This window comes from Aeromicrobium sp. PE09-221 (genome assembly GCF_002174305.1).
In the GTDB taxonomy this organism is placed as follows: domain Bacteria; phylum Actinomycetota; class Actinomycetes; order Propionibacteriales; family Nocardioidaceae; genus Aeromicrobium.
This window is the reverse complement of sequence record NZ_MIJB01000016.1, coordinates 43,992-63,279: the sequence shown is the minus strand read 5'-3', so window position 1 is coordinate 63,279 and position 19,288 is coordinate 43,992. Positions and strand designations below refer to the sequence as shown.

General features: G+C 68.8%; 18 protein-coding genes. 7 read left to right on the top strand and 11 right to left on the bottom strand.

Annotated features, from left to right (window positions below; genetic code table 11):
* Nucleotides 1-4: 4 nt before the first annotated feature.
* The 7 genes from BHE97_RS20395 to BHE97_RS09065 form a co-directional block, all read right to left on the bottom strand.
* Entirely contained in the window at nucleotides 5-154 is a 150-nt protein-coding gene (locus tag BHE97_RS20395) for a DUF2510 domain-containing protein (RefSeq protein WP_236757608.1), read from the bottom strand.
* Between the two features lie 125 nt (nucleotides 155-279).
* Complete coding sequence (locus BHE97_RS09090; RefSeq protein ID WP_236757607.1) at nucleotides 280-1,842, bottom strand: NAD(P)/FAD-dependent oxidoreductase; 1,563 nt, start codon at nucleotides 1,840-1,842, stop codon at nucleotides 280-282.
* A gap of 5 nt (nucleotides 1,843-1,847) precedes the next feature.
* On the bottom strand, nucleotides 1,848-3,482 hold the full coding sequence (gene pgm / locus BHE97_RS09085) for a phosphoglucomutase (alpha-D-glucose-1,6-bisphosphate-dependent) (protein WP_087623717.1): 1,635 nt from the start codon (nucleotides 3,480-3,482) through the stop codon (nucleotides 1,848-1,850).
* A 158-nt stretch (nucleotides 3,483-3,640) separates the two neighbouring features.
* Entirely contained in the window at nucleotides 3,641-5,407 is a 1,767-nt protein-coding gene (locus tag BHE97_RS09080) for a pyruvate dehydrogenase (protein WP_236757606.1), read from the bottom strand.
* Nucleotides 5,408-5,469: 62 nt separating this feature from the next.
* Entirely contained in the window at nucleotides 5,470-6,651 is a 1,182-nt protein-coding gene (locus BHE97_RS09075) for an FAD-dependent oxidoreductase (RefSeq protein WP_087623715.1), read from the bottom strand.
* A gap of 46 nt (nucleotides 6,652-6,697) precedes the next feature.
* Complete coding sequence (locus BHE97_RS20690; RefSeq protein WP_236757605.1) at nucleotides 6,698-7,072, bottom strand: DUF6328 family protein; 375 nt, start codon at nucleotides 7,070-7,072, stop codon at nucleotides 6,698-6,700.
* 17 nt (nucleotides 7,073-7,089) lie between these two features.
* Nucleotides 7,090-8,505: an NAD(P)/FAD-dependent oxidoreductase gene (locus BHE97_RS09065; RefSeq protein WP_087623714.1), complete on the bottom strand. Its 1,416-nt coding sequence runs from the start codon at nucleotides 8,503-8,505 to the stop codon at nucleotides 7,090-7,092.
* A gap of 83 nt (nucleotides 8,506-8,588) precedes the next feature.
* Between BHE97_RS09065 and BHE97_RS09060 the strand changes: the two genes are divergently transcribed.
* On the top strand, nucleotides 8,589-8,789 hold the full coding sequence (locus tag BHE97_RS09060; protein ID WP_140400070.1) for a hypothetical protein: 201 nt from the start codon (nucleotides 8,589-8,591) through the stop codon (nucleotides 8,787-8,789).
* Complete coding sequence (locus BHE97_RS09055; protein WP_236757604.1) at nucleotides 8,789-9,100, top strand: hypothetical protein; 312 nt, start codon at nucleotides 8,789-8,791, stop codon at nucleotides 9,098-9,100. Before BHE97_RS09060 ends, BHE97_RS09055 begins: the two co-directional genes overlap by 1 nt.
* On the opposite strand, the gene BHE97_RS09050 is transcribed toward BHE97_RS09055, so the two are convergent.
* Nucleotides 9,084-10,346 carry a cytochrome P450 gene (locus BHE97_RS09050; RefSeq protein WP_087623712.1) on the bottom strand — a complete coding sequence of 421 codons (1,263 nt, stop codon included), beginning with the start codon at nucleotides 10,344-10,346 and terminating at the stop codon, nucleotides 9,084-9,086. The two genes, BHE97_RS09055 and BHE97_RS09050, sit on opposite strands and share 17 nt — an antisense overlap.
* Nucleotides 10,347-10,498: 152 nt before the next feature.
* Here BHE97_RS09050 and BHE97_RS09045 point away from each other — a divergent pair, with 152 nt between their 5' ends.
* From BHE97_RS09045 to BHE97_RS09035, 3 genes are all read left to right on the top strand, one after another.
* Nucleotides 10,499-11,452 carry an iron-containing redox enzyme family protein gene (locus BHE97_RS09045; RefSeq protein ID WP_087623711.1) on the top strand — a complete coding sequence of 318 codons (954 nt, stop codon included), beginning with the start codon at nucleotides 10,499-10,501 and terminating at the stop codon, nucleotides 11,450-11,452.
* Entirely contained in the window at nucleotides 11,436-11,654 is a 219-nt protein-coding gene (locus tag BHE97_RS09040; protein ID WP_087623710.1) for a CDGSH iron-sulfur domain-containing protein, read from the top strand. Before BHE97_RS09045 ends, BHE97_RS09040 begins: the two co-directional genes overlap by 17 nt.
* A 119-nt stretch (nucleotides 11,655-11,773) precedes the next feature.
* Entirely contained in the window at nucleotides 11,774-12,775 is a 1,002-nt protein-coding gene (locus BHE97_RS09035) for an NAD-dependent epimerase/dehydratase family protein (protein ID WP_087623709.1), read from the top strand.
* A 60-nt stretch (nucleotides 12,776-12,835) separates the two neighbouring features.
* Here BHE97_RS09035 and BHE97_RS09030 read toward each other — a convergent pair whose 3' ends face one another.
* Nucleotides 12,836-14,023 (bottom strand): alcohol dehydrogenase catalytic domain-containing protein, encoded by a 1,188-nt coding sequence (locus BHE97_RS09030; RefSeq protein ID WP_087623708.1) that lies wholly within the window; start codon nucleotides 14,021-14,023, stop codon nucleotides 12,836-12,838.
* A gap of 144 nt (nucleotides 14,024-14,167) precedes the next feature.
* Here BHE97_RS09030 and BHE97_RS09025 point away from each other — a divergent pair, with 144 nt between their 5' ends.
* Complete coding sequence (locus BHE97_RS09025) at nucleotides 14,168-14,653, top strand: hypothetical protein (protein ID WP_087623707.1); 486 nt, start codon at nucleotides 14,168-14,170, stop codon at nucleotides 14,651-14,653.
* Between the two features lie 97 nt (nucleotides 14,654-14,750).
* Nucleotides 14,751-15,497: a flavodoxin family protein gene (locus BHE97_RS09020; protein WP_236757603.1), complete on the top strand. Its 747-nt coding sequence runs from the start codon at nucleotides 14,751-14,753 to the stop codon at nucleotides 15,495-15,497.
* A gap of 167 nt (nucleotides 15,498-15,664) precedes the next feature.
* On the opposite strand, the gene BHE97_RS09015 is transcribed toward BHE97_RS09020, so the two are convergent.
* Both BHE97_RS09015 and nrdR read right to left on the bottom strand, forming a co-directional pair.
* Nucleotides 15,665-18,577 (bottom strand): vitamin B12-dependent ribonucleotide reductase, encoded by a 2,913-nt coding sequence (locus BHE97_RS09015; RefSeq protein ID WP_087623706.1) that lies wholly within the window; start codon nucleotides 18,575-18,577, stop codon nucleotides 15,665-15,667.
* A 51-nt stretch (nucleotides 18,578-18,628) separates the two neighbouring features.
* Entirely contained in the window at nucleotides 18,629-19,135 is a 507-nt protein-coding gene (gene nrdR, locus BHE97_RS09010; RefSeq protein WP_087623705.1) for a transcriptional regulator NrdR, read from the bottom strand.
* Nucleotides 19,136-19,288 lie beyond the last annotated feature (153 nt).

Sequence of the window (19,288 nt, the reverse complement as noted above, 5' to 3'; positions counted from 1 at the left end):
CGCCTCAGCCAGCTGGCGACTGATCGAGCGGTGCCACGTGGGCGGTCCAGGGCTCGCCGTCCCAGTAGCGCGGTGATGCCTCGGACAGCGGATCGGGATACCAGTCAGGGATGGCGGGACGGGCGGATACCGGATTCGTCACTCGGACTCTCAACGGAAGCTTCTCCGTCACTGCTCCGGGGGCCGATCGGTCGAGCCGCGCTGAGTTAATAGCACACATGAGCCCGGAGATATCGGCGTGCTGTCGACCACCAGAACGACGGCCGAGAGGGTGATGGTTCACCGCCCGAGGCGTGCGTGGAAGAGCGCCGCCCACGCCGCGTTGTCACCCGGGGTGCCGTGGGCGCCCCCGCCCGGGTGCGCCGAACTCGACGCCAGGTAGAGGCCCCGGATGCCCGTCTCAGCACGGCCGAGGCCGGGGACCGGCCGGAACACCAGCTGTTGATGCAGTTGCTGCGTGCCGCCGCCGATCGCTCCTCCGACGAGATTGGCATTCCGCGCCTCGAGCTCGCGCGGGCCCAGAACCCGCCGGGCCAGGACGCGATCCCCGAAGCCGGGTGCCCGTGCCTCGATGCGTTCCTGCATGCGGTCGGCGAACTGCTCGAGCTCGTGGGCATCCCAGACTCCGGTGAGATCTCCGCCGGCATCGCGGAGCACCCGCTGCGGCACGTGCGTGTACGCCCACAGCGACTCGGTGCCCGGCGGAGAGCGCTCCGGGTCCGTTGTGGTCATCTGCCCGGCCAACAGGAACGGCGCAGCGGGCACCACGCCGGCGCCCACCTGCGCGGTAGCGGTGCTCATCTCCGCCAGCGAGTCGGCGATGTGCACGGTGCCCGGCGCCGCCACCGGCGAGGTCCGCCAGGGAACTCCCCCGTCGAGCGCCCAATCGACCTTGATGGTCCCTGGATCCCAGGCGAAAGTCGCCATCGCGCGACGTACCCGCGCGGGCACGCTGGATGGGGGCAGCAGGCGTCGGTAGAGCGCGGGGGCGCTGACATCGGCCAACACCCGGCGCGCAGCCAGCCGACTTCCGTCGGTCAGCCGCACGCCCGTGACGCGGCGACCCTCCACCTCGATAGCCTCGACCCCCGTGCCGCGGACGATGCGCCCATCCGCCGCCTCGAGTCTCCGCGCCAGCGCCTGGGTCAGGTGACCGGCGCCCCCCGCCGGGACCGGAAAACCCACCGTCTGACCCAGCATCGTCATCAACAGCCCCATCAGGCCGGACCCCGGAGCGTCCAGCGGGATATCGGCATGTGCGGCGTTCCCCGCCAGCAACGCCGCGGGGCCGCGACCGCCGAAGTGCGTGCGGGCGAGCTCCGTGACCGGCAGCAACATCATGCGCGCGGCCTGCATCCCGCCCGTCCCCGGCAGCGCCCTGGCCAGCGCGAGTCCCCGCCGCACCGGGGGGAACGGCCCGAACAGGGCACCGACGAGTTCCTCGCCGAGACGGTCCCACATGGCGCAGAGTCGCAGCCAGGCCTCTCCGTCGCCTCGGTGCTCGGCCTCGAAGCGGTCGGCCGTCGCGTCCCGGTCGCGGTCCTGGACCGCCCACTGCCCATCGTCGAAGCAGTGCCCCAGCACCGCCGGCGCGTGCCGCCACCTCACGCCCCACCGTTCGAGGTCAAGGGATCTCATCGTCGGCGAGACCGCCGCGAGCGGATAGAACGAGCTGAAGGTGTCGTGCACGAAGTCCGGATGCACCTCGCCGTCGTGGCGCACCGCGCCCCCGATCTCGGGCTGCTGCTCGATCACCAGCACCGACCAGCCGGCATCGGCCAGCCGGTTGGCCGCCACCAGCCCATTGGGTCCGGATCCCACCACGATGGCGTCGACCGGCACGGTGATCAGCCCAGGACGCCGTCGACGAGGGTCTGCGCCTCCCGTTGCACCTGGACGAGATGATCGCCGCCGCGGAAGGACTCGGCGTAGATCTTGTAGACATCCTCGGTCCCCGAGGGGCGAGCGGCGAACCAGGCGGAGTCCGTGGTCACCTTGACGCCGCCGATCGCCGCTCCGTTGCCCGGTGCCTCGGTGAGCACTCCGGTGATCCTCTCGCCGGCCAGCTCGGTGACCGTCACATCCGATGCGGTGAGCCGGCCCAGCCGTGCCTTCTGCTCCCGTGAGGCCGGGGCGTCGACACGAGCATAGGCGGGATCACCGTGCCGACGCGTCAACTCCGCGTAGTGCTCACTCGGCGTGCGGCCGGTGACCGCGAGGATCTCCCCGGCCAGCAGACAGGCGATGATGCCGTCCTTGTCGGTCGTCCACACGCGGCCGTCGCGGCGGAGGAAGGAGGCGCCGGCGGACTCCTCGCCCCCGAAGCCGAGGCTGCCGTCGACCAGACCGTCGACGAACCATTTGAACCCCACCGGAACTTCCTCCACCTGCCTGCCGACCGCCGTGCCGACCCGGTCGATCATCGACGAGGAAACCAGCGTCTTGCCGATCGCCGTGCTCTCGGGCCATCGGGGCCGGGCGCCCCCGAACAGGTACTCGATGGCGACGGCGAGATAGTGGTTGGGATTCATGAGCCCGGCGTCGGGGGTCACGATGCCGTGACGGTCGGCATCGGCATCGTTGCCGGTGGCGAGGTCGAAGCTGTCACGCTGCCGCACCAGCGAGGCCATCGCCGCGGGGCTCGAGCAGTCCATGCGGATCTTGCCGTCGTGGTCGAGGGTCATGAAGCCGAAGGTGCCGTCCACGCGCGGGTTGACCACCTCGAGGCGAATCCCGTGTGTCTCGGCGATGCGCTGCCAGTAGGCCACGCTCGCGCCCCCCAGCGGATCGACACCGATATGCACCCCTGATCGCGTGACGACCTCCAGATCGATCACCGAGGGAAGGTCGTCGACATAGGTGCCGAGGAAGTCGTAGCTCTCGCAGGCAGCACGTGCCGCCGCGAAGGGCACGCGCCGCACCCCGGCGAGATCCGCGGCGACGAGTTCATTCGCACGGCGGGCGATCCAGCTCGTCGCGCCCGAGCCGGCCGGCCCTCCGTGCGGCGGGTTGTACTTGAAACCTCCGTCGCGGGGCGGATTGTGCGAGGGGGTGACGACGATGCCGTCGGCCGTGCCACCGGACCGGTTGGCGCGCACGATGGCGTGGGACACCGCGGGGGTAGGCGTGTAGCCGTTGTCGGCGTCGACCAGCACCGTGACGTCATTGGCTGCGAGGACCTCGATCGCGGTCGTCCACGCCGGTTCGGACAGGGCATGGGTGTCGCGACCGAGGAAGAGCGGTCCGTCGTATCCCTGCTCGGCCCGGTACTCGCAGATCGCCTGGGTGACGGCGGCGATGTGCACATCGTTGAAGGCGCCGTCGAGGCTGCTGCCACGGTGCCCGCTGGTACCGAACACCACCTGCTGCGCCGGATCGTCCGGATCGGGACGTCGCGTGTAGTAGGCGGTCACCAGATGGGACAGATCGACCAGGTCCTCGGGGCGGGCCGGTTGCCCGGCCCGGGGGTGTGTGGCGCTCATGGACCTATCGTGTCAGTTCGCTGCCGCTCCGGCAGCCGCGCACCGCTCGCGCCGGTAGCGGTAGGTCATCAACCTCATCGCACACGTGAGATGTTGACCGCCCACCCCTGACGGCCGGATAACGTCGACCACCTGCCGCCCACGCGAGCGGAAGGAGCTCAGCGCGGGATATTGCGCAGATTGCTGCGAGCGAGGTCGATCATCCGACCCACTCCCCCGTCCAGGACGGTGCGCGTCGCGGCGAGGGCGAAACCCTTCACCTGACCGCCGGTGATCGACGGAGGCAACGACAGAGCATTGGGATCCGTGCGGATGTCGACGAGGGTAGGGCCGTCGTGCGCGAAGGCCTCGGTGAGCGCGCCGCGTACCTCATCGGGCTTCTCGACCGTCCACGACGCGATCCCCGCGCCCTCCGCGATCGTCGCGAAGTCCGGCGAGGGGTGATCGGTGCCGAAGTACGGATATCCGGCCACGAGCATCTCCAGCCGGACCATGCCGAGGGATCCGTTGTTGAACAGCACGACATTCAACGGCAGATCATGCTCCCGCGCGGTCAGCAGCTCGCCCAGCAGCATCGACAGACCGCCGTCACCGGACATCGACACGACCTGGCGGCCCGGGTACGCGGTCTGAGCCCCGATCGCGTGCGGCAGCGCATTGGCCATGGTGCCGTGACGGAACGAGCCGATGACCCGGCGGCGGCCGTTGGGCGTGATATACCGCGCCGCCCACACATTGCACATGCCCGTGTCGACGGTGAAGATCGCATCATCCGCCGCCACCTCGTCGAGCACCGAGGCCACATACTCGGGGTGGATCGGCACGAGCTTCTCGGCCTTCTTGGTGTAGGCGTCGACCACCCGGCTCAACGCCTTCTCGTGCCGCCGCAGCATGTCATCGAGGAAGCTCTCATCACTCTTGGGCGTGATCTTGCCCATCACGGCCCGCAGCGTCTCCCCCACATCGCCCACGATCCCGAGCTCCAGCACGCTGCGTCGGCCGAGGCGTTCGGGGGCGATGTCGATCTGCACGGTGTTCTTCTGCGGCAGGAAGTCGTCATAGGGGAAGTCGGTGCCCAGCAGCAGGACGAGATCCGCCTCGCGCAGCGCCTCATGGCACGCCCCGTAACCCAGCAGTCCGCTCATCCCGACGTCGAAGGGATTGTCGTACTGGATCCACTCCTTGCCTGCCAGGGAGTGACCGATCGGTGCCTTGACGAGCTCGGCGAAGGAGACGACGGTGTCACGGCTACCGGCGACCCCGGCCCCCGCGAAGATGGCGATCTTCTCCGCCTCATCGATGAGATCGGCGAGACGGTCGATCCGGGCGGGGTCGGGTAGCACGGTCGCGGGCGGGACGGGACCGTCGCTGATCTCCAGCGGATGCGCCGCGTCCTGCGAGCTCACATCGCCCGGCAGGACCACCACCGCGACGCCACGTTGCCCGACCGCCGCCTGCATGGCGATGCGCAGAGCACGGGGCATCTGCTCGGCACCGTTGATCATCTCGCACCAGTGACTGCACTCGACGAAGAGGCGCTCGGGATGCGTCTCCTGGAAGTAGGTGGTCCCGATCTGAGCCGAGGGGATGTGCGAGGCGATCGCCAGCACCGGCGCACCGGTGCGATGCGCGTCGAATAACCCCTGGATGAGGTGGGTGTTGCCCGGGCCGCAGGAACCGGCGCAGACGGCCAGGCGCCCGGTGAGCTGCGCCTCGGCCGCCGCGGCGAAGGCCGCCGCCTCCTCGTTGTGGCAGTGCACCCACTCCATGCCATCGTGATCGCGGACGGCGTCGGTGATCGGATTGAGACTGTCCCCGACGAGTCCGTAGATGCGACGGACTCCCGCGGCGTGGAGTGTGTCGATGAGTTGTTCGGCCACGGTCGGCATGGAGACTCCCTTCGAGATGTTCTGCTCCCAGTCCATCACCGACCCCGTCCCGGTGCAGGCCGAGGACGTGTCCGATGCGTCACGGGGGTCGATAGGGCTCAGCGCAGGTCGGTGAGCTCTGTCCGGTCGACCCGTGTGCCGATCATGGATCGCAGGGTGTCGTTGACATCCCAGATGCCGACATTCATCGCGGCGGTCAGCTGCCCGTCGCCGCCCATCCAGTAGGCGATGAACTCGTGCGCGTCGAGGTCTCCCCGGATCTCGACCTCGTCATCGGGCGAGCCGTGGCCGACGTACTCCATCGAGAACTCGAACTGATCGGTGAAGAAATAGGGTGCCCAGTCATAGACCGCGGTGCCGCCGAGCACGGTCTTGCCGACCAGTTCACCCTGGCGCCGCGCATTGTCCCAGTGCTCGACGCGCAGCCGCGTCTCCAGCAGGGTGTTGCTCGCAGCGGCGATATCGCCGACCGCGAAGATCCGCTCGTCCGCCGTGCGCAGCCGCTCGTCCACCTCGACCCCGTCACCGACCGGTAACCCGGCCGATTCCGCGAGTCCCGTCCGGGGAGTCGCACCGACAGCCATCACGACGATATCGGCGGGCAGCGTCTCGTCCGTGGCGCGGACACCCGTCACGCGCTCCCCGTCGTCCAGGATCTCCTCGACGGCCGTGCCGGTCCGCACATCGACGCCGTGCCTGAGATGCAGGTCGGCGACATAACGCGCGACACGTTCGCCCAACACCTGCTGCAGCGGGAGGGGGCCCTGTTCGATGAGGACGACCTCGAGTCCCGCAGCGCGTGCCACCGCCGCGACTTCCAGGCCTATCCATCCGCCGCCGACAATGACCATCCGCCGCCCCGCCTCGATCGCTCGCCGGAGCCGCTGCGCATCCTCGATCGTCCGCAGCAGGTGTGCTCGTTCGACCCCCGGCAGCTCCAGAACACGCGGTTCGGCGCCGGTGGCCAGGATCGCCGCGTCGAAGCCCAGCCACTCGCCGGAGTCGAGGCCGATGCGTCCGGCGTCCAGATCCAGCGCGGTCGCCGTCACCCCGCTGCGCAGCCGCACATCGTGGTCCGTGAACCAATCGGCCCCGAAGAGATAGGCATCGTCGATCGGCTGCTGTCCGGCGAGGAACTCCTTGGACAGCGGAGGCCTCTCGTAGGGGCGGTGCCGTTCTTTCCCGATCATGGTCAGCTCCCCGACGAAGCCCTCCTCACGCAGTGACTCCGCGGCCGTCACCGCTGCCAGGCCTGCCCCGATGATGACGATCTCGTCCATGTTCTCCATGCTCACCCGCCCGACGCGGCCCGCAAGCCGAGACCGGTCACCGGCGATGCGCCCGCCGCGTCATCATCGGCATCGCCCACCACAGCATCGCGGCCAATGACACCATCAGACCAGCGACGATGAAGGCTTCGACGGTCCCGAGCACGACATCGACGACCAACCAGGCCGCACCCGCGTTGGCGACTCCGAGCGGTCCCAGCCCGAGGAGCGAGAGCCGGCTGACGGCAGCGACGAGGACCGCCGGGAACGGCACCGTCAGCCGGAACGCGGTGAGGATCTGCACGCCGGTCTGCGCGACCCGCAGCTCCTGCAGCAGCTCATTCCAGTTGCGGTCCAGACGAGCACCTCGCGGGGTGCCCGGCGCGGTCGATCCGACATCCCTCCATGCTCGTCCTCCGGACGCACCGAGCAAAGCCGAGGAGATGGGGGTCAGTGCCGCAGGCCGGTCATCGCGCGCCGCGCCGCCCAGTAGCCCGCCATGCCATGCGCCCCGGCCCCGGGCGGGGTGGCCGCCGAGCACAGATAAGTGCCCGGCGCTCCAGCATCATAGGGATGCAGGGTGGCCCGCGGACGGAACACGAGCTGGCGCGGCGTATTGGCACCGGTCAGGATGTCCCCGCCGCCGAAGTTCCGGTTATCGGCCGCGATCTGCCGCGGGGAACGGACCGACCGCCCCACGATTCGCTCACGGAAGCCCGGCGCGAACCGTTCGATCTGGGTGATGATCGACTCGGAGACGTCCCCCTCGTATCCCCTCGGCACGTGGGCGTAACAGTCGATCGGGTGGATCTGACCCTGCGAGCGGGAGGGGTCGGCAAGATACTGCTGCCCCAACAGGACGAAAGGGCGTTCGGGCATCCGACCCCTCTCAATCGCCCGCTCGGCCTCCACCGTCTCGGCGAGCGACCCGGCGACATGCACCGTGCCGGCCCGGGACGCCGGCTCATAGGACCACGGGATGCCACCCTCGACCGCGAAGGCCAGCTGGAAGACCCCCGGTCCGTGCCGGAACCGGCGATAGGCCCGAGCCACCCGAGGACGCTGGACTCCACGCAACAGGTCGGCGGCGGCCCCTGGGGAGGTGTCGAGCATCCTGATGTCGTAGTCGGCGAGTTCGGCGGCGTCGGTGACTGTCACGCCGGTCTCCACCTTGCCGCCGTAGATGTGCAGCAGCTCGATCATCGCGGCGGCGATGGAGGCCGACCCCCCGACCGCAACCGGCCAGCCGAAGCGATGCGCGGCGGCACCGAGCGCCGTGCCGATCGCCGATGACATCGGCGATCCCAGCGGCCGGAAGGCATGGGCGGCGACCCCACCCCACAGGGCCCGGGCCTCCTCGGTGCGGAAGCATCGCGCCACCCAGGTGGCCGGGGCAACCGCCTGCAGGCCGAACCTCCCGAGAGCCAGCGGATGGCGCGGGACGTGCGTCATAGGCTGGAGGAACTCCTCGGCGATGGCATCGAAATGCCGGGTCAGCGGGCCGAAGATCCGCGCATAGGACGCACCATCAGGTCCGAGTCCGTCGGCGGTCTCGGCCACCGACCGCAGCACCGCACCGCCCCGCCCCGCGTCGAGCGGATGGGCGTACTGCACCTCGGGCCAAGCCCACTCCACCCCATGGGCGGTGAGGTCGAAGCGGCGGGCGAAGACCGTGTCGAGGGCCAGCGGATGGAAGCCCGAGCACTCGTCGTGCAGGAGCCCGGGCAGCGTGGCCTCGATCGTCCTGGTACCGCCACCAGGCACATCGGACGCTTCCAGGACCGTCACGTCTAGGCCCTCCGCCGCGAGGGTAACGGCGGCGGCGAGCCCATTGGGCCCGCTCCCGACGACGACAGCCTTGGCCATGCACTCACCCTAGGCGGTCTCCGTGTCCGGGGTCGAGCGGTCGTCAGGGCACGAGGGCGATCTTCAGACGTCCCGGTGCCGGGGTGGCCATGGTCTCCCACCAGTTCTCGCAGATCCCCTATCTCGGCGTCAGATTCGTCGCCCTGAGCGATGACCGGGCCGAGAGCTATCTGGCCTTCGGCACGCGCGTCGGTGAGACCCTCCCCTCGATCCGTCAATTGCGTGAGATCTCCCTCGGCGTCTCGCAGGATCTCTATCCCGCCGCACATGGCGCTGAGGGTTGATGACGGTCTTCGGTGGTGTGGCAGAGCGGCCGAGCGGGTACGTCCCCGACGACGCGATATCGACACGGGAGGTCCCCATGGGCATCTGCGACACCTGCGGCAACGAGTACGACAAGACCTTCACCGTCAGGCGCGGCGAGGAGACGGGCACCTTCGACAGCTTCGAGTGCGCCGTCTCGGCGATGGCACCGGTGTGCGGACACTGCGGCTGCCGGGTGTTGGGTCACGGGGTGGAGGCGGCCGGCGTGGTCTACTGCTGTGCCAGCTGCGCGCGGCGCTCGGCCGACGCCGATCTCAGCGATCGGGCGTGACGTCACGGGCCGGCGCGGTCCCCGCGGTGACCTGGACGCGGCACGCCGGCTGTGGCGGCATGCGCCGCACGCCGAGCGGCGGGCCGAGCACCGTCGCCGGCAGCGCCGCCACGGGTCCGGCCAGGGCGGCGAGGATCGCGAGCGTCACATCCTCGCCTGGACACCGGTGCCCCTCATACCGACTTCCTCCCCCTTGAGGAACCAGGTTGTAGGGCGTGACCGGCGTGATCCTGAAGCGGGTCGGGTCGAATACCTCGGGATCGCGCCAGGTCCGCGGGTCATGGTTCGTGCCCCACACATCCAGCACGAGAAGGGTCCCCGCGGGGATCGTGACATCGTCCCAGCGCAGATCCTCGACCACGCGCGTCGCGAGGAACGGAACGAAGGGATAGGTGCGCCGCACCTCCTGGGCCATCTCGAAGGCCGTGACCTCGCCGGAGAGGATCTCGGCTCGCAGCGCGGGGACCGTGTCGACAGCGCGAACCAGACCGTCGACGAGCCAGCTGACGGCCACGATCGGCCGCAGCAGATTGATGACCTCCACAGCGGCGGTATGGGCGGGCAGGAGCACGCCGTCCTCGTCCGTGTGGCGGGCGATCACCTCGAGCGGAGTCTGCCCCCCGGGGTGCGAACGACGTGCCTCCTCGACGAGAGCGGTGATCCAGGCATCGGTCCGGCGCCGCGCGCGGCGCGCCCTGGCCTGGCGGACGGTGAAGGCGCCGAAGCCGTCGACCATGTCGAGCATGTCGCGAGCCCGCCGTTCACGGTCGTCGTAGGGCAGCTGGACCCCTACCCACGAGCAAGCGGCCTCCAGCAACAGGGGTGCTGTCCGCGCGACCAGGTCGACCTCGCCTCGCCAGCGCGCGGCCTCCTCGCTCCATCGGCGGGCGGCCCCGTCCGCTACCTCGGCGACGGCTGCCGCGCCGAGGATGTCGTTGAACATCTGTTTGCGGTGGGCATGAGCGGAGCCGTCCAGCATGTGCACGGGACCCTCGCCGAACAGGGGACCCACCAGCCCGGTCGGCAGGGCGGAGGAGCGTCGGGTCGCATCGGTCTCGTAGAAGAACTCGGCCGCATCGGCACCACGGACGACCGTGATCTCCTCGTGCAGCAGTCGTGTGGAGATCACCGATGTGTCCCGGCGCCGACGCAGGTTCTCCCAGAAGAGGTAGCCGTCACGGCGCAGTCCCGCGACATGCGCGAGGGCTCCCGGCAGGGCGGTCAAGGTCGAGATGCGGTCGCTCATGTCCCTCAGGTGCCCCGGTGGAAGCCGATTGAACACCCCTGTTTCATCCTCGGGCGATCGGGGTACACGCTCCGTATGCGACGTACGACCGTCTTCCAGCAGTCCCGGTCCGGCGGCCGGGGCCTCCCCCTGTTCCCCGACGACGGCATGCCATGCTCCTGCCCACGCCACGCGGGGCGCTGAGCCGGTGGGTCGTCGGTGCGCTCCGCAACGGCGGTCCCGGTACGAGCGCGCCCGATGCCGAGCACCTCGATGACGAACAGCTCGCGCTGTGGATGCTCTACGAACTGCACTACCGCGGTTTCGACGATGCGCGCGAGGATGCCGAGTGGGATCCGGTACTGTTGGCGGCCCGCGCACGCGTGGAGCGCGACTTCGAGGCCCGGCTGCGCGCTCGTGTTTCATGGCCGGCGAGCGATGATCCGGTCTCGGCATCGATCGAACGGCTGATCGAGCAGGACGACGCGCCGTCGCTCGCGCGCTTCGTGCAGCGACGAGCCTCCGTCGAGCACGTACGAACGCTGCTGCGCCATCGCTCGATCTATCACCTGAAGGAGTCCGATCCCGTGGCGTGGGTGATCCCCAGGCTGGAGGCCGGGCCCAAGGCGCCGTTGGCGGCTCTGCAGTACGACGAGTACGGCGATGGCGATCCCCGGCGCCTGCACCATGAGCTCTTCGCCCGCGCGCTGGAGGCCGTGGGCCTGCGCAGCGAGTACGGCGCGTATGTGGATGAGGCGCCCTGGCAGATCCTGGAACTCAACAACGCGATGTCCCTCTTCGGCCTCCACCGGCGGTTGCGGGCAGCCGCCATCGGACATCTCGCCGCCTTCGAGGCCACCAGTTCGCTGCCGTCGCAGGCGATGGCCCGGGGCCTGCGACGCCTGGGCTTTCCCGAGCCGGCAGCGGCCTACTACGACGAACACGTCGAGGCCGACGCCGTCCACGAGCAACTCGCCCTCCGACTCATCGCCGATGTCCTCGTCGACGAGGAGCCCGGCCAGCGCGATCAGGTGATCTTCGGCGCAGCGACCTGTCTTGACCTGGAGGGACGGTACGCGCGCCACGTGATCGGCGGGCAGGAGGAACGCGATGATCCAGCGGCCTGACGGGAGTGATCCGGACATCCTGCTGTGTCCGAACGGACCGATGATCATGCGGGGACACCATGTGATCCGCACCGAAGAGGGCGACGAGGTGGAGACCGAACGGCCGTTCAGCGCCGTCTGCCGTTGTGGCGGGACGGCACGGCCGCCATGGTGCGACGGCACCCACAAGGTGCTGGCCCGCGGGCCGTCGCGTCTTCGTTGAGGAGTCGATCGGTCCTCGCCGATTCACCGGGCCCGCACGGGGCACCACCATGACATGAGTCTGTTGCAGCCCACCTTCACCGCCTGTCGCCTCGACGCCGTGCTCGAACGGTGGCCGCGATGAGGACGGCCGTCATCGGCGCCACCGGGAATGTCGGATCGGCGGTCGTCCGCGAACTGGCCGCTCGCGGGCACGATGTCGTCGGCATCGCGCGTCGTCGCCCGGACGTCCCCGCGGGAGGCTCCGTCACCTGGCGAGACGCGGACGTCTCGCAGGACGACCTCGCCCCCCTCCTCGATGGTGCCGACGCCGTCGTCCACCTGGCATGGATGTTCCAGCCCACCCACCGGCCGGAGATCACCTGGCGCGCGAATGCGGTCGGCACCCGCCGAGTGCTGGACGCCGTCGCGCTGGCCGGTGTCGAACGTGTCGTCGTCGCCTCCTCCGTCGCCGCGTACTCGCCCTGTCGTGGCGATGAGCGGGTCGACGAGCGCTGGCGGACCGATGGCGCCTCGAGCGCCGCCTACTCCCGCGAGAAGGCCTACACCGAGCGCGTCCTCGACGCCTTCGAGGAGGCACGACCCGACACAGCCGTGGTGCGCCTGCGCCCCGCCTTCGTCTTCCAGCGATCCGCCGGGAGCGAGCAGCGGCGCATCTTCGCCGGGCCGCTGGTGCGCCCTCGGCTCCTGGACCCGCGCTGGATCCCGGCGCTGCCGGTCCCTCGCGGCCTCCGCCTGCAGGCCGTGCACGCCGGTGACCTGGACAAGGCCTACGCCGAAGCGGTCGAAAGACCCGTCCGGGGTGCCTTCAACATCGCCGCGGACGATGTCGTGGACCGGCACGCCCTGGGCCGCATCCTCAGTGCCCGCACCGTCGAGGTCCCGTCCCGCCCGGTCCGAGCCCTGCTCGATGCCGCCTGGCGCGCCCGTCTGGTGCGCGCACCGGGCGACCTCTTCGACGCCCTGATGTCGCTTCCGCTGATGTCCAGCGAGCGAGCGCGCCGCGAACTGGACTGGCGGCCTCGCCACAGCGCGGCCCAGGCCATCACCGAGATGCTCGAAGGAGCGCGCGCCGGGCGCGGCTCGGGAATGCCACCGCTTCATCCCGACGGTGGCAGCTGACAGCTCGAAGCGGCGGAGGCCCGGCGGCCGGCCGGATCACCGACCGGCCGTCGTGGGTCCCTACTGGCCGAAGGGGTGGAACAGCACCTTGACGGCACCCTCCGCCTTGCGCTGGAAGATGTCATAGGCGTGCGGTGCCTGGGCGAGGTCGAGATGATGGGTCGCGAAGGATGCCAGTCCGAGCGGATCGGCGGAGTCCTCGGTCAGCGGCAGGAGATCGTCCACCCAGCGCCGGACATTCGCCTGGCCCATCCGCACCGTCAACTGCCGATCGAACATGCTCTGCAGCGACATCGGATCCATCGTGCCCGCGTACACGCCCGAGAGGGAGACGGTGCCCCCGCGCCGGACCAGTGACAGCGACAGGTTGAGCGCACCCATCCGGTCCACGCTGACCCGCGTCATCGCGGCCCTCGCCAGCGGCGCCGGCAAGTGTCCGACGAGCTTCTGCGCCGTCTCCGCGATACCCGATCCGTGCGCCTCCATGCCCACGGCATCGATGACGCCGTCGGCACCGCGACCGTCTGTTGCAGCCTGGACGACATCGACCGGGTCGACGCGGTCGATATCGGCCACCTCGATTCCCCGGTCCCGCAACCGGGCCAGTCGCTCGGGCACACGGTCGAAGCCGATCACCCGGATACCCTCCCGGGTCGCCAACCGGGCCGCCATGTCGCCGATCGGACCCAGGCCCACGATGGCCAGTGTCTGATCGGCGCCGACCCCGGCGTACCGCACCGCCTGCCACGCTGTGGGCATCACATCGGACAGGTACACGTACCGCTCGTCGGGGAGGTCGCCGGAGACCACGATCGGGCCGTAGTCGGCGTGGGGCACCCGTAGGTACTCGGCCTGTCCGCCCGGAACGCTGCCGTAGAGCCGACTGTAGCCGAACAGCGCTGCTCCCATCCCCTCCTCACGCACCTGCGTGACCTCGCACTGCGTCTGCAGGCCCCGCTCGCACATGAAGCAGTGCCCGCAGGCGATCTGGAAGGGCGCCACTACCCGGTCGCCGAGATCGACACCGGTCACATCGGGGCTCTTCTCCACAACGACGCCCATCGTCTCGTGCCCGAGGACATCGCCCGGTGTCATGAAGGGACCGAGGACCTCGTACAGGTGCAGGTCCGAACCGCACAGGCCGGTGGTCGTGACCTTCACGATGATCTCCCCCGCCCCACGCAGGGTCGGATCGGGGACCTCGTCCACGCGGACATCGCGGCGTCCCTGCCAGGTGACGGCCCTCATCGGCGGCCACCCTCGGGGCTCGTGCTGTCGATCATGTGCATCGTCGACTCCTCTCGTAGATTGGGGGGTACGTACCCAGTTCGGCAGCGACCCATTCACCAGACATCTCATGGGGTACACCACAGGAGTCGAGAGGAAACACCCGTGAATCCACTGAGTCACTATCTTCGTATCCATCTGGTCGGCGCCGCCGCCGGGATCGAGCTGGCCGCCCGAGGCCGCCAGCAGCTCGATCCCGCAACCCGAGCGATGATGGCCGAGCTACGGGAGGAGCTGAAGGCCGAGCAGCGCGAGCTACGCGAATTCGCCCGGCGCACTGACACGACCATCCCGACGATCGGGATGACCCTCGCCCAGGTGGGCGAGCGGCTCGGGAGGCTGAAGCCGAACGGGAGTCTCGTGCGCCGCACGCCACTGACGGATCTCGTCGACCTGGAGGCGATGCGCGATGCCGTCGCCGGGAAGATCGCCGGCTGGCAGGCGCTGATCGCCGCGGGTGACGAGAGGCTCGACACCGCACGTCTCGAGGAGCTTCTGGAGCTTGGTGAACGCCAGCACGACCGCCTGACCGAGGCGCACGCCCGGGCGGCTCACCGCGCGTTGAGCTGGCGTCAAAGCCCTCCTCACTGATCGTAGGGGCCGGCACTCGCAGCTCGGAGCAGTCACCGAGTGCATCGGCCGCGAAAGGGCACAGCGCAGGACCGAACGCGCACCGCGAGTGGTCCTCGTGCTGTCGCGCGTCGACCACCAGCGGCACGTCCTCGACCAGCAGCGACAGCCGTTGCAGCTCGGCGGCGCACTACCCTTGCCGGTCCGCATCGCCGTACCCGGACCGGCTGAGCCGGACGCGGGTGTGAACGTCGCCCGCACGGGGTACGCCGACTCCATGAGAGCCGTATTCGTCAACTGCACGCTCAAGGCCTCGCCGGAAGCCTCGAACACCGCCCAGCTGGCCGGGATCGTGGCCTCTGCACTGCGCGAACAGGGCGTCGAGATCACCGAGTTCCGTCTGGCCGATCTGCGTCTGGACCACGGCGTGGAGACGCGGCTGTCGAGCGAGGACGAGTGGCCGCGCGTGCACGATGCCATCGTGGAGTCACAGATCCTCGTCGTCGCCACCCCCACGTGGGTCGGCCGACCGTCCTCCTACGCCCAGCAACTACTGGAGCGCCTCGACGCGATGATCGCCGAGACCGGACCGGACGGCGAGCCGATCGCCTACGGCAAGGTCGCGGGCGTCGTGGTCACCGGGAATGAGGACGGTGCGCACCATGTCATCAGCGAGGTGAGTGGCGCGCTCGTGGACATCGGCTTCACCATCCCCGGCCAGGCCTGGACCTACTGGAATCGCGGGCCCGGTCCCGGTCCGGAGTACCACGAGACCGACGAAGGCCACGAGTGGTCGGCGCAGACCGGACGCACCATGGCGACCCGGCTCGCGCAGGTCGCCCGCGCCCTCGCCGCCGTCCGCTGATCACGAAGCAGGAAGGACTTACTTCAGATCCTTCTCAGTCTCGCCGAGACAGCACCTGAGAGGACCGACGGTCGTCATCAGCAGATTCACGAGCCGACGCCGGGCACGACGGCAGCCATCCCGTGATGACCGCCGTCGTGCCCATCTGGCCTGCGCCGCTGGCAGATTCAGCTGCAGCCGCTGGTGCTGCCGCAGCCCTCGCAGACATGGCACGAACCGGCGGGACGCATCTTGGTGCCGCAGGTCATGCACAGCGGACTGTCGATCGCGCCCCCGGTGATCTCCTCGAGGAGCTCGGCGGAGGTATGCGCCGAACTCGGAGCCGGCTTGGCCGACCCGACCTGGAGCTTCGCCGAGGCTGTATCCACATCGGACTCCGCCGAGACCTCCCGGGCCACCTGGGTCTCGGCGACAGGCCTGGACTCGTTGACCAACTCGGCGGCCGTGCTGCCGTCACCCTCGACGGGCTCATACGAACCGGTGTCGAGGTAGCGCTGACGCTCATCGGCCGAGTAGATGCCCAACGCCGAGCGCGTGTCGAAGTCCAGGTAGTCCAGCGCCAGCCGGCGGAAGACGTAGTCCATGATCGACTGCGCCATCCGGACATCGGAGTCGTCGGTCAGTCCGGCCGGCTCGAACTTGAGGTTCGTGAACTTGCTGACGAAGGTTTCCAGCGGAACGCCGTACTGCAGGCCGATCGAGACTGCGATGCTGAACGCATCCATCACGCCAGCGAGGGTCGAGCCCTGCTTGCCGAGCTTGAGGAACAATTCGCCCAGGTCACCGTTCTCGTGAGCACCGGAGGTCATGTACCCCTCGGCACCGCCGACGCTGAAGCTCGTCGTGATCGACTGGCGCTTCTTGGGCAGACGACGACGGATCGGCTTCTCGACCACGACGGTCTTGACCTCGACCTCCGCCTGCGCGGACGCCGATGTCGCCTTGTCCTGCGCCTTCTGGCTGGACAGCGGCTGACCGACCTTGCAGTTGTCACGGTAGACCGCCAGTGCCTTCAGACCGAGCTTCCAGCCCTGGAAGTAGATATCCGCGATGTCCTCGACGGTCGCGGTCTCGGGCAGGTTGACGGTCTTGCTGATCGCGCCGGACAGGAAGGGCTGAGCCGCCGCCATCATCCGGACGTGGCCCATGGGCTTGATGGCCCGCTCGCCGACCGCGCAGTCGAAGACCTCGTAGTGCTCGGGACGCAGACCCGGGGCATCGACGACGTGGCCGTGCTCGGCGATGTATTCGACGATCGCCTCGATGGTCTCGCCGGTGTACCCGAGACGCTTGAGCGCGACCGGGATGGTCTGGTTGACGACCTGCAACGAACCGCCGCCGACGAGCTTCTTGAACTTGACCAGCGAAAAGTCCGGCTCGATACCGGTCGTGTCGCAGTCCATCATGAAGCCGATCGTGCCGGTGGGCGCCAGCACCGAAGCCTGGGCGTTACGCCAGCCGCTCTTCTCACCGATCTTGAGGTTGTCGGCCCACTGCTTGGTGGCTTCCTTCTGCACCGCGATGTCCATGGCGTGCTTGGTGCGGATGTCGTCATTGGCGGCGAGGTGCTTGCGCATGACCCGCTGATGCGGCTCGGCATTGGCGGCATAACCCTCATAGGGACCCACCACGCCGGCGAGCTCGGCGCTGCGACGGTACGAGGTACCGGTCATCAGCGAGGTGATCGACGCCGCCAGCGCGCGGCCGCCATCGGAGTCGTAGGCCAGACCCGAGGCCATCAGGAGGGCGCCGAGGTTGGCGTAGCCGATGCCGAGCTGACGGAACTTGCGCGTGGTGTCGCCGATGGCCTCGGTCGGGAAGTCCGCGAAGGTGATCGAGATGTCCATCGCGGTGATGATCAGCTCGACGCTCTTCACGAAGTTCTCCACCGCGAAGGAGCCGTCCTCGTTCAGGAACTTCAACAGGTTCAGGCTGGCGAGGTTGCAGCTGGAGTTGTCCAGGTGCATGTACTCGCTGCACGGATTGGAGGCGGTGATGCGGCCCGACTCCGGGGTCGTGTGCCAGTCGTTGATGGTGGAGTCGTACTGGATGCCGGGATCGGCGCAGGCCCACGCGGCCTTGGCGATCTTCTCCCACAGCTCGCGAGCATCGACGCTCTCGATCACCTCGCCATCGGTGCGGCTCGTCAGACCGAAGGCCGTGTTGTTCTCGACCGCCTCCATGTACTCATCGCTCACCCGCACCGAGTTGTTGGCGTTCTGGTACTGGACGCTGGTGATGTCGCTGCCGCCGAGGTCCATGTCGAAGCCTGCGTCGCGCAGCACGCGGATCTTCTCCTCCTCGCGCTCCTTGGTCTCGACGAACTCGACGATATCGGGGTGGTCGACGTCCAGCACGACCATCTTGGCCGCCCGACGCGTGGCGCCGCCGGACTTGATCGTGCCGGCCGAGGCGTCGGCGCCGCGCATGAAGGAGACGGGACCGGAGGCGGTGCCGCCGGAGGAGCGCAGCAGCTCCTTGCTGGAGCGGATACGCGACAGGTTGAGGCCGGCTCCCGATCCTCCCTTGAAGATCAGGCCCTCCTCGCGGTACCAGTTGAGGATCGAGTCCATCGAGTCGTCGACAGCCAGGATGAAGCAGGCGCTCACCTGCTGCGGGCTGGAGGTGCCCACGTTGAACCACACCGGGGAGTTGAAGCTGAAGACCTGGTGAAGGAGCATATAGGTCAGCTCGTGCTCGAAGATCTCCGCATCGGCGTCGGAGGCGAAGTAACCGTTCTCCTTGCCGGCCTTGGCGTAGGTGAGCACCACGCGGTCGAGCAGCTGCTTGAGGCTGGACTCGCGCTGCTCGGTGCCGACGGCCCCGCGGAAGTACTTGGTGGTGACGATCGTGGAGGCGTTGACACTCCAGAAGTCAGGGAACTCCACGCCGCGCTGCTCGAAGACGTTCTCGCCGGTCTTCCAGTTGGTCTGCACCACATCGCGGCGCTCCCAGGTGACCTCGTCGTAGGGGTGCACACCCTCGGTGGTGTAGACCCGCTGCACCGTCAGGCCCTTGCTGGCCTGCTTGCGGGACCCGCCTCGTGCGGATCCTCGGCTGTTGCTGACCGTCTCCGTCATGCCTTGCGCTCCTGTTTCAACTGGTGGTGCTTCAACTGGTGTGGTGGTGTGTCAGTTCGGCCGTTCGGCGCCGGGTGCCGACCGGGCCGTCTCCTCGGCGAGCTCACCGTCGGTGGCGGCGGCGAGCAGGGTGGCGATCTCGGCGACGAAATCGTCGGCGGAGTCGAAGTCCTTGTAGACGCTCGCGAACCGCAGATAGGCGACCTCGTCGAGGGCCCGCAGCGGCTCCAGAACGGCGAGGCCGATCTCATGGGCCGGAATCTCCGCCGAGCCGCTGGCCCGGAGGGCGTCCTCGACCTGCTGGCCCAAACACGCCAGATCGTCGGCGGAGACCGGGCGCCCCTTGCAGGCTTTGGCCACCCCGGCGACGGCCTTGTCGCGGGCGAAGGGTTCGGTGGCTCCAGACTTCTTGCGCACCGTCAACTGCATCTGCTCCATCGTGGTGAAGCGCTTGTCGCAGGCCGAGCAGGCGCGGCGCCGGCGGATGGCGCCGCCGTCATCGGAGACACGGCTGTCCAGGACCCGGGTGTCATCGTTCTTGCAGAACGGACAACGCATCGCAGGACTCCTCTCGCTGTGGACGGCATGGTGGACACGGATGTGGAAAACTGACGGATCTGTGGGAAACGCCGATCGGCCTGTGGGTCTATATGTGGAGAACTACACGAGTGTAAGTACTACATCTTGTGTTTAGCCTACGTCGCGCGACGG

Bases quoted from the DNA above. Each gene is read 5' to 3' on its own strand.
- BHE97_RS09030 (WP_087623708.1), bottom strand. From the start codon at position 14,023: ATGAGGGCCGTCACCTGGCAGGGACGCCGCGATGTCCGCGTGGACGAG.
- BHE97_RS09015 (WP_087623706.1), bottom strand. From the start codon at position 18,577: ATGACGGAGACGGTCAGCAACAGCCGAGGATCCGCACGAGGCGGGTCC.
- BHE97_RS09080 (WP_236757606.1), bottom strand. From the start codon at position 5,407: ATGGACTGGGAGCAGAACATCTCGAAGGGAGTCTCCATGCCGACCGTG.
- BHE97_RS09075 (WP_087623715.1), bottom strand. From the start codon at position 6,651: ATGGACGAGATCGTCATCATCGGGGCAGGCCTGGCAGCGGTGACGGCC.
- BHE97_RS09045 (WP_087623711.1), top strand. From the start codon at position 10,499: ATGCTCCTGCCCACGCCACGCGGGGCGCTGAGCCGGTGGGTCGTCGGT.
- BHE97_RS09040 (WP_087623710.1), top strand. From the start codon at position 11,436: ATGATCCAGCGGCCTGACGGGAGTGATCCGGACATCCTGCTGTGTCCG.
- BHE97_RS09055 (WP_236757604.1), top strand. From the start codon at position 8,789: ATGACGGTCTTCGGTGGTGTGGCAGAGCGGCCGAGCGGGTACGTCCCC.
- BHE97_RS09035 (WP_087623709.1), top strand. From the start codon at position 11,774: ATGAGGACGGCCGTCATCGGCGCCACCGGGAATGTCGGATCGGCGGTC.
- BHE97_RS09065 (WP_087623714.1), bottom strand. From the start codon at position 8,505: ATGGCCAAGGCTGTCGTCGTCGGGAGCGGGCCCAATGGGCTCGCCGCC.
- pgm (WP_087623717.1), bottom strand. From the start codon at position 3,482: ATGAGCGCCACACACCCCCGGGCCGGGCAACCGGCCCGCCCCGAGGAC.
- BHE97_RS09050 (WP_087623712.1), bottom strand. From the start codon at position 10,346: ATGAGCGACCGCATCTCGACCTTGACCGCCCTGCCGGGAGCCCTCGCG.
- nrdR (WP_087623705.1), bottom strand. From the start codon at position 19,135: ATGCGTTGTCCGTTCTGCAAGAACGATGACACCCGGGTCCTGGACAGC.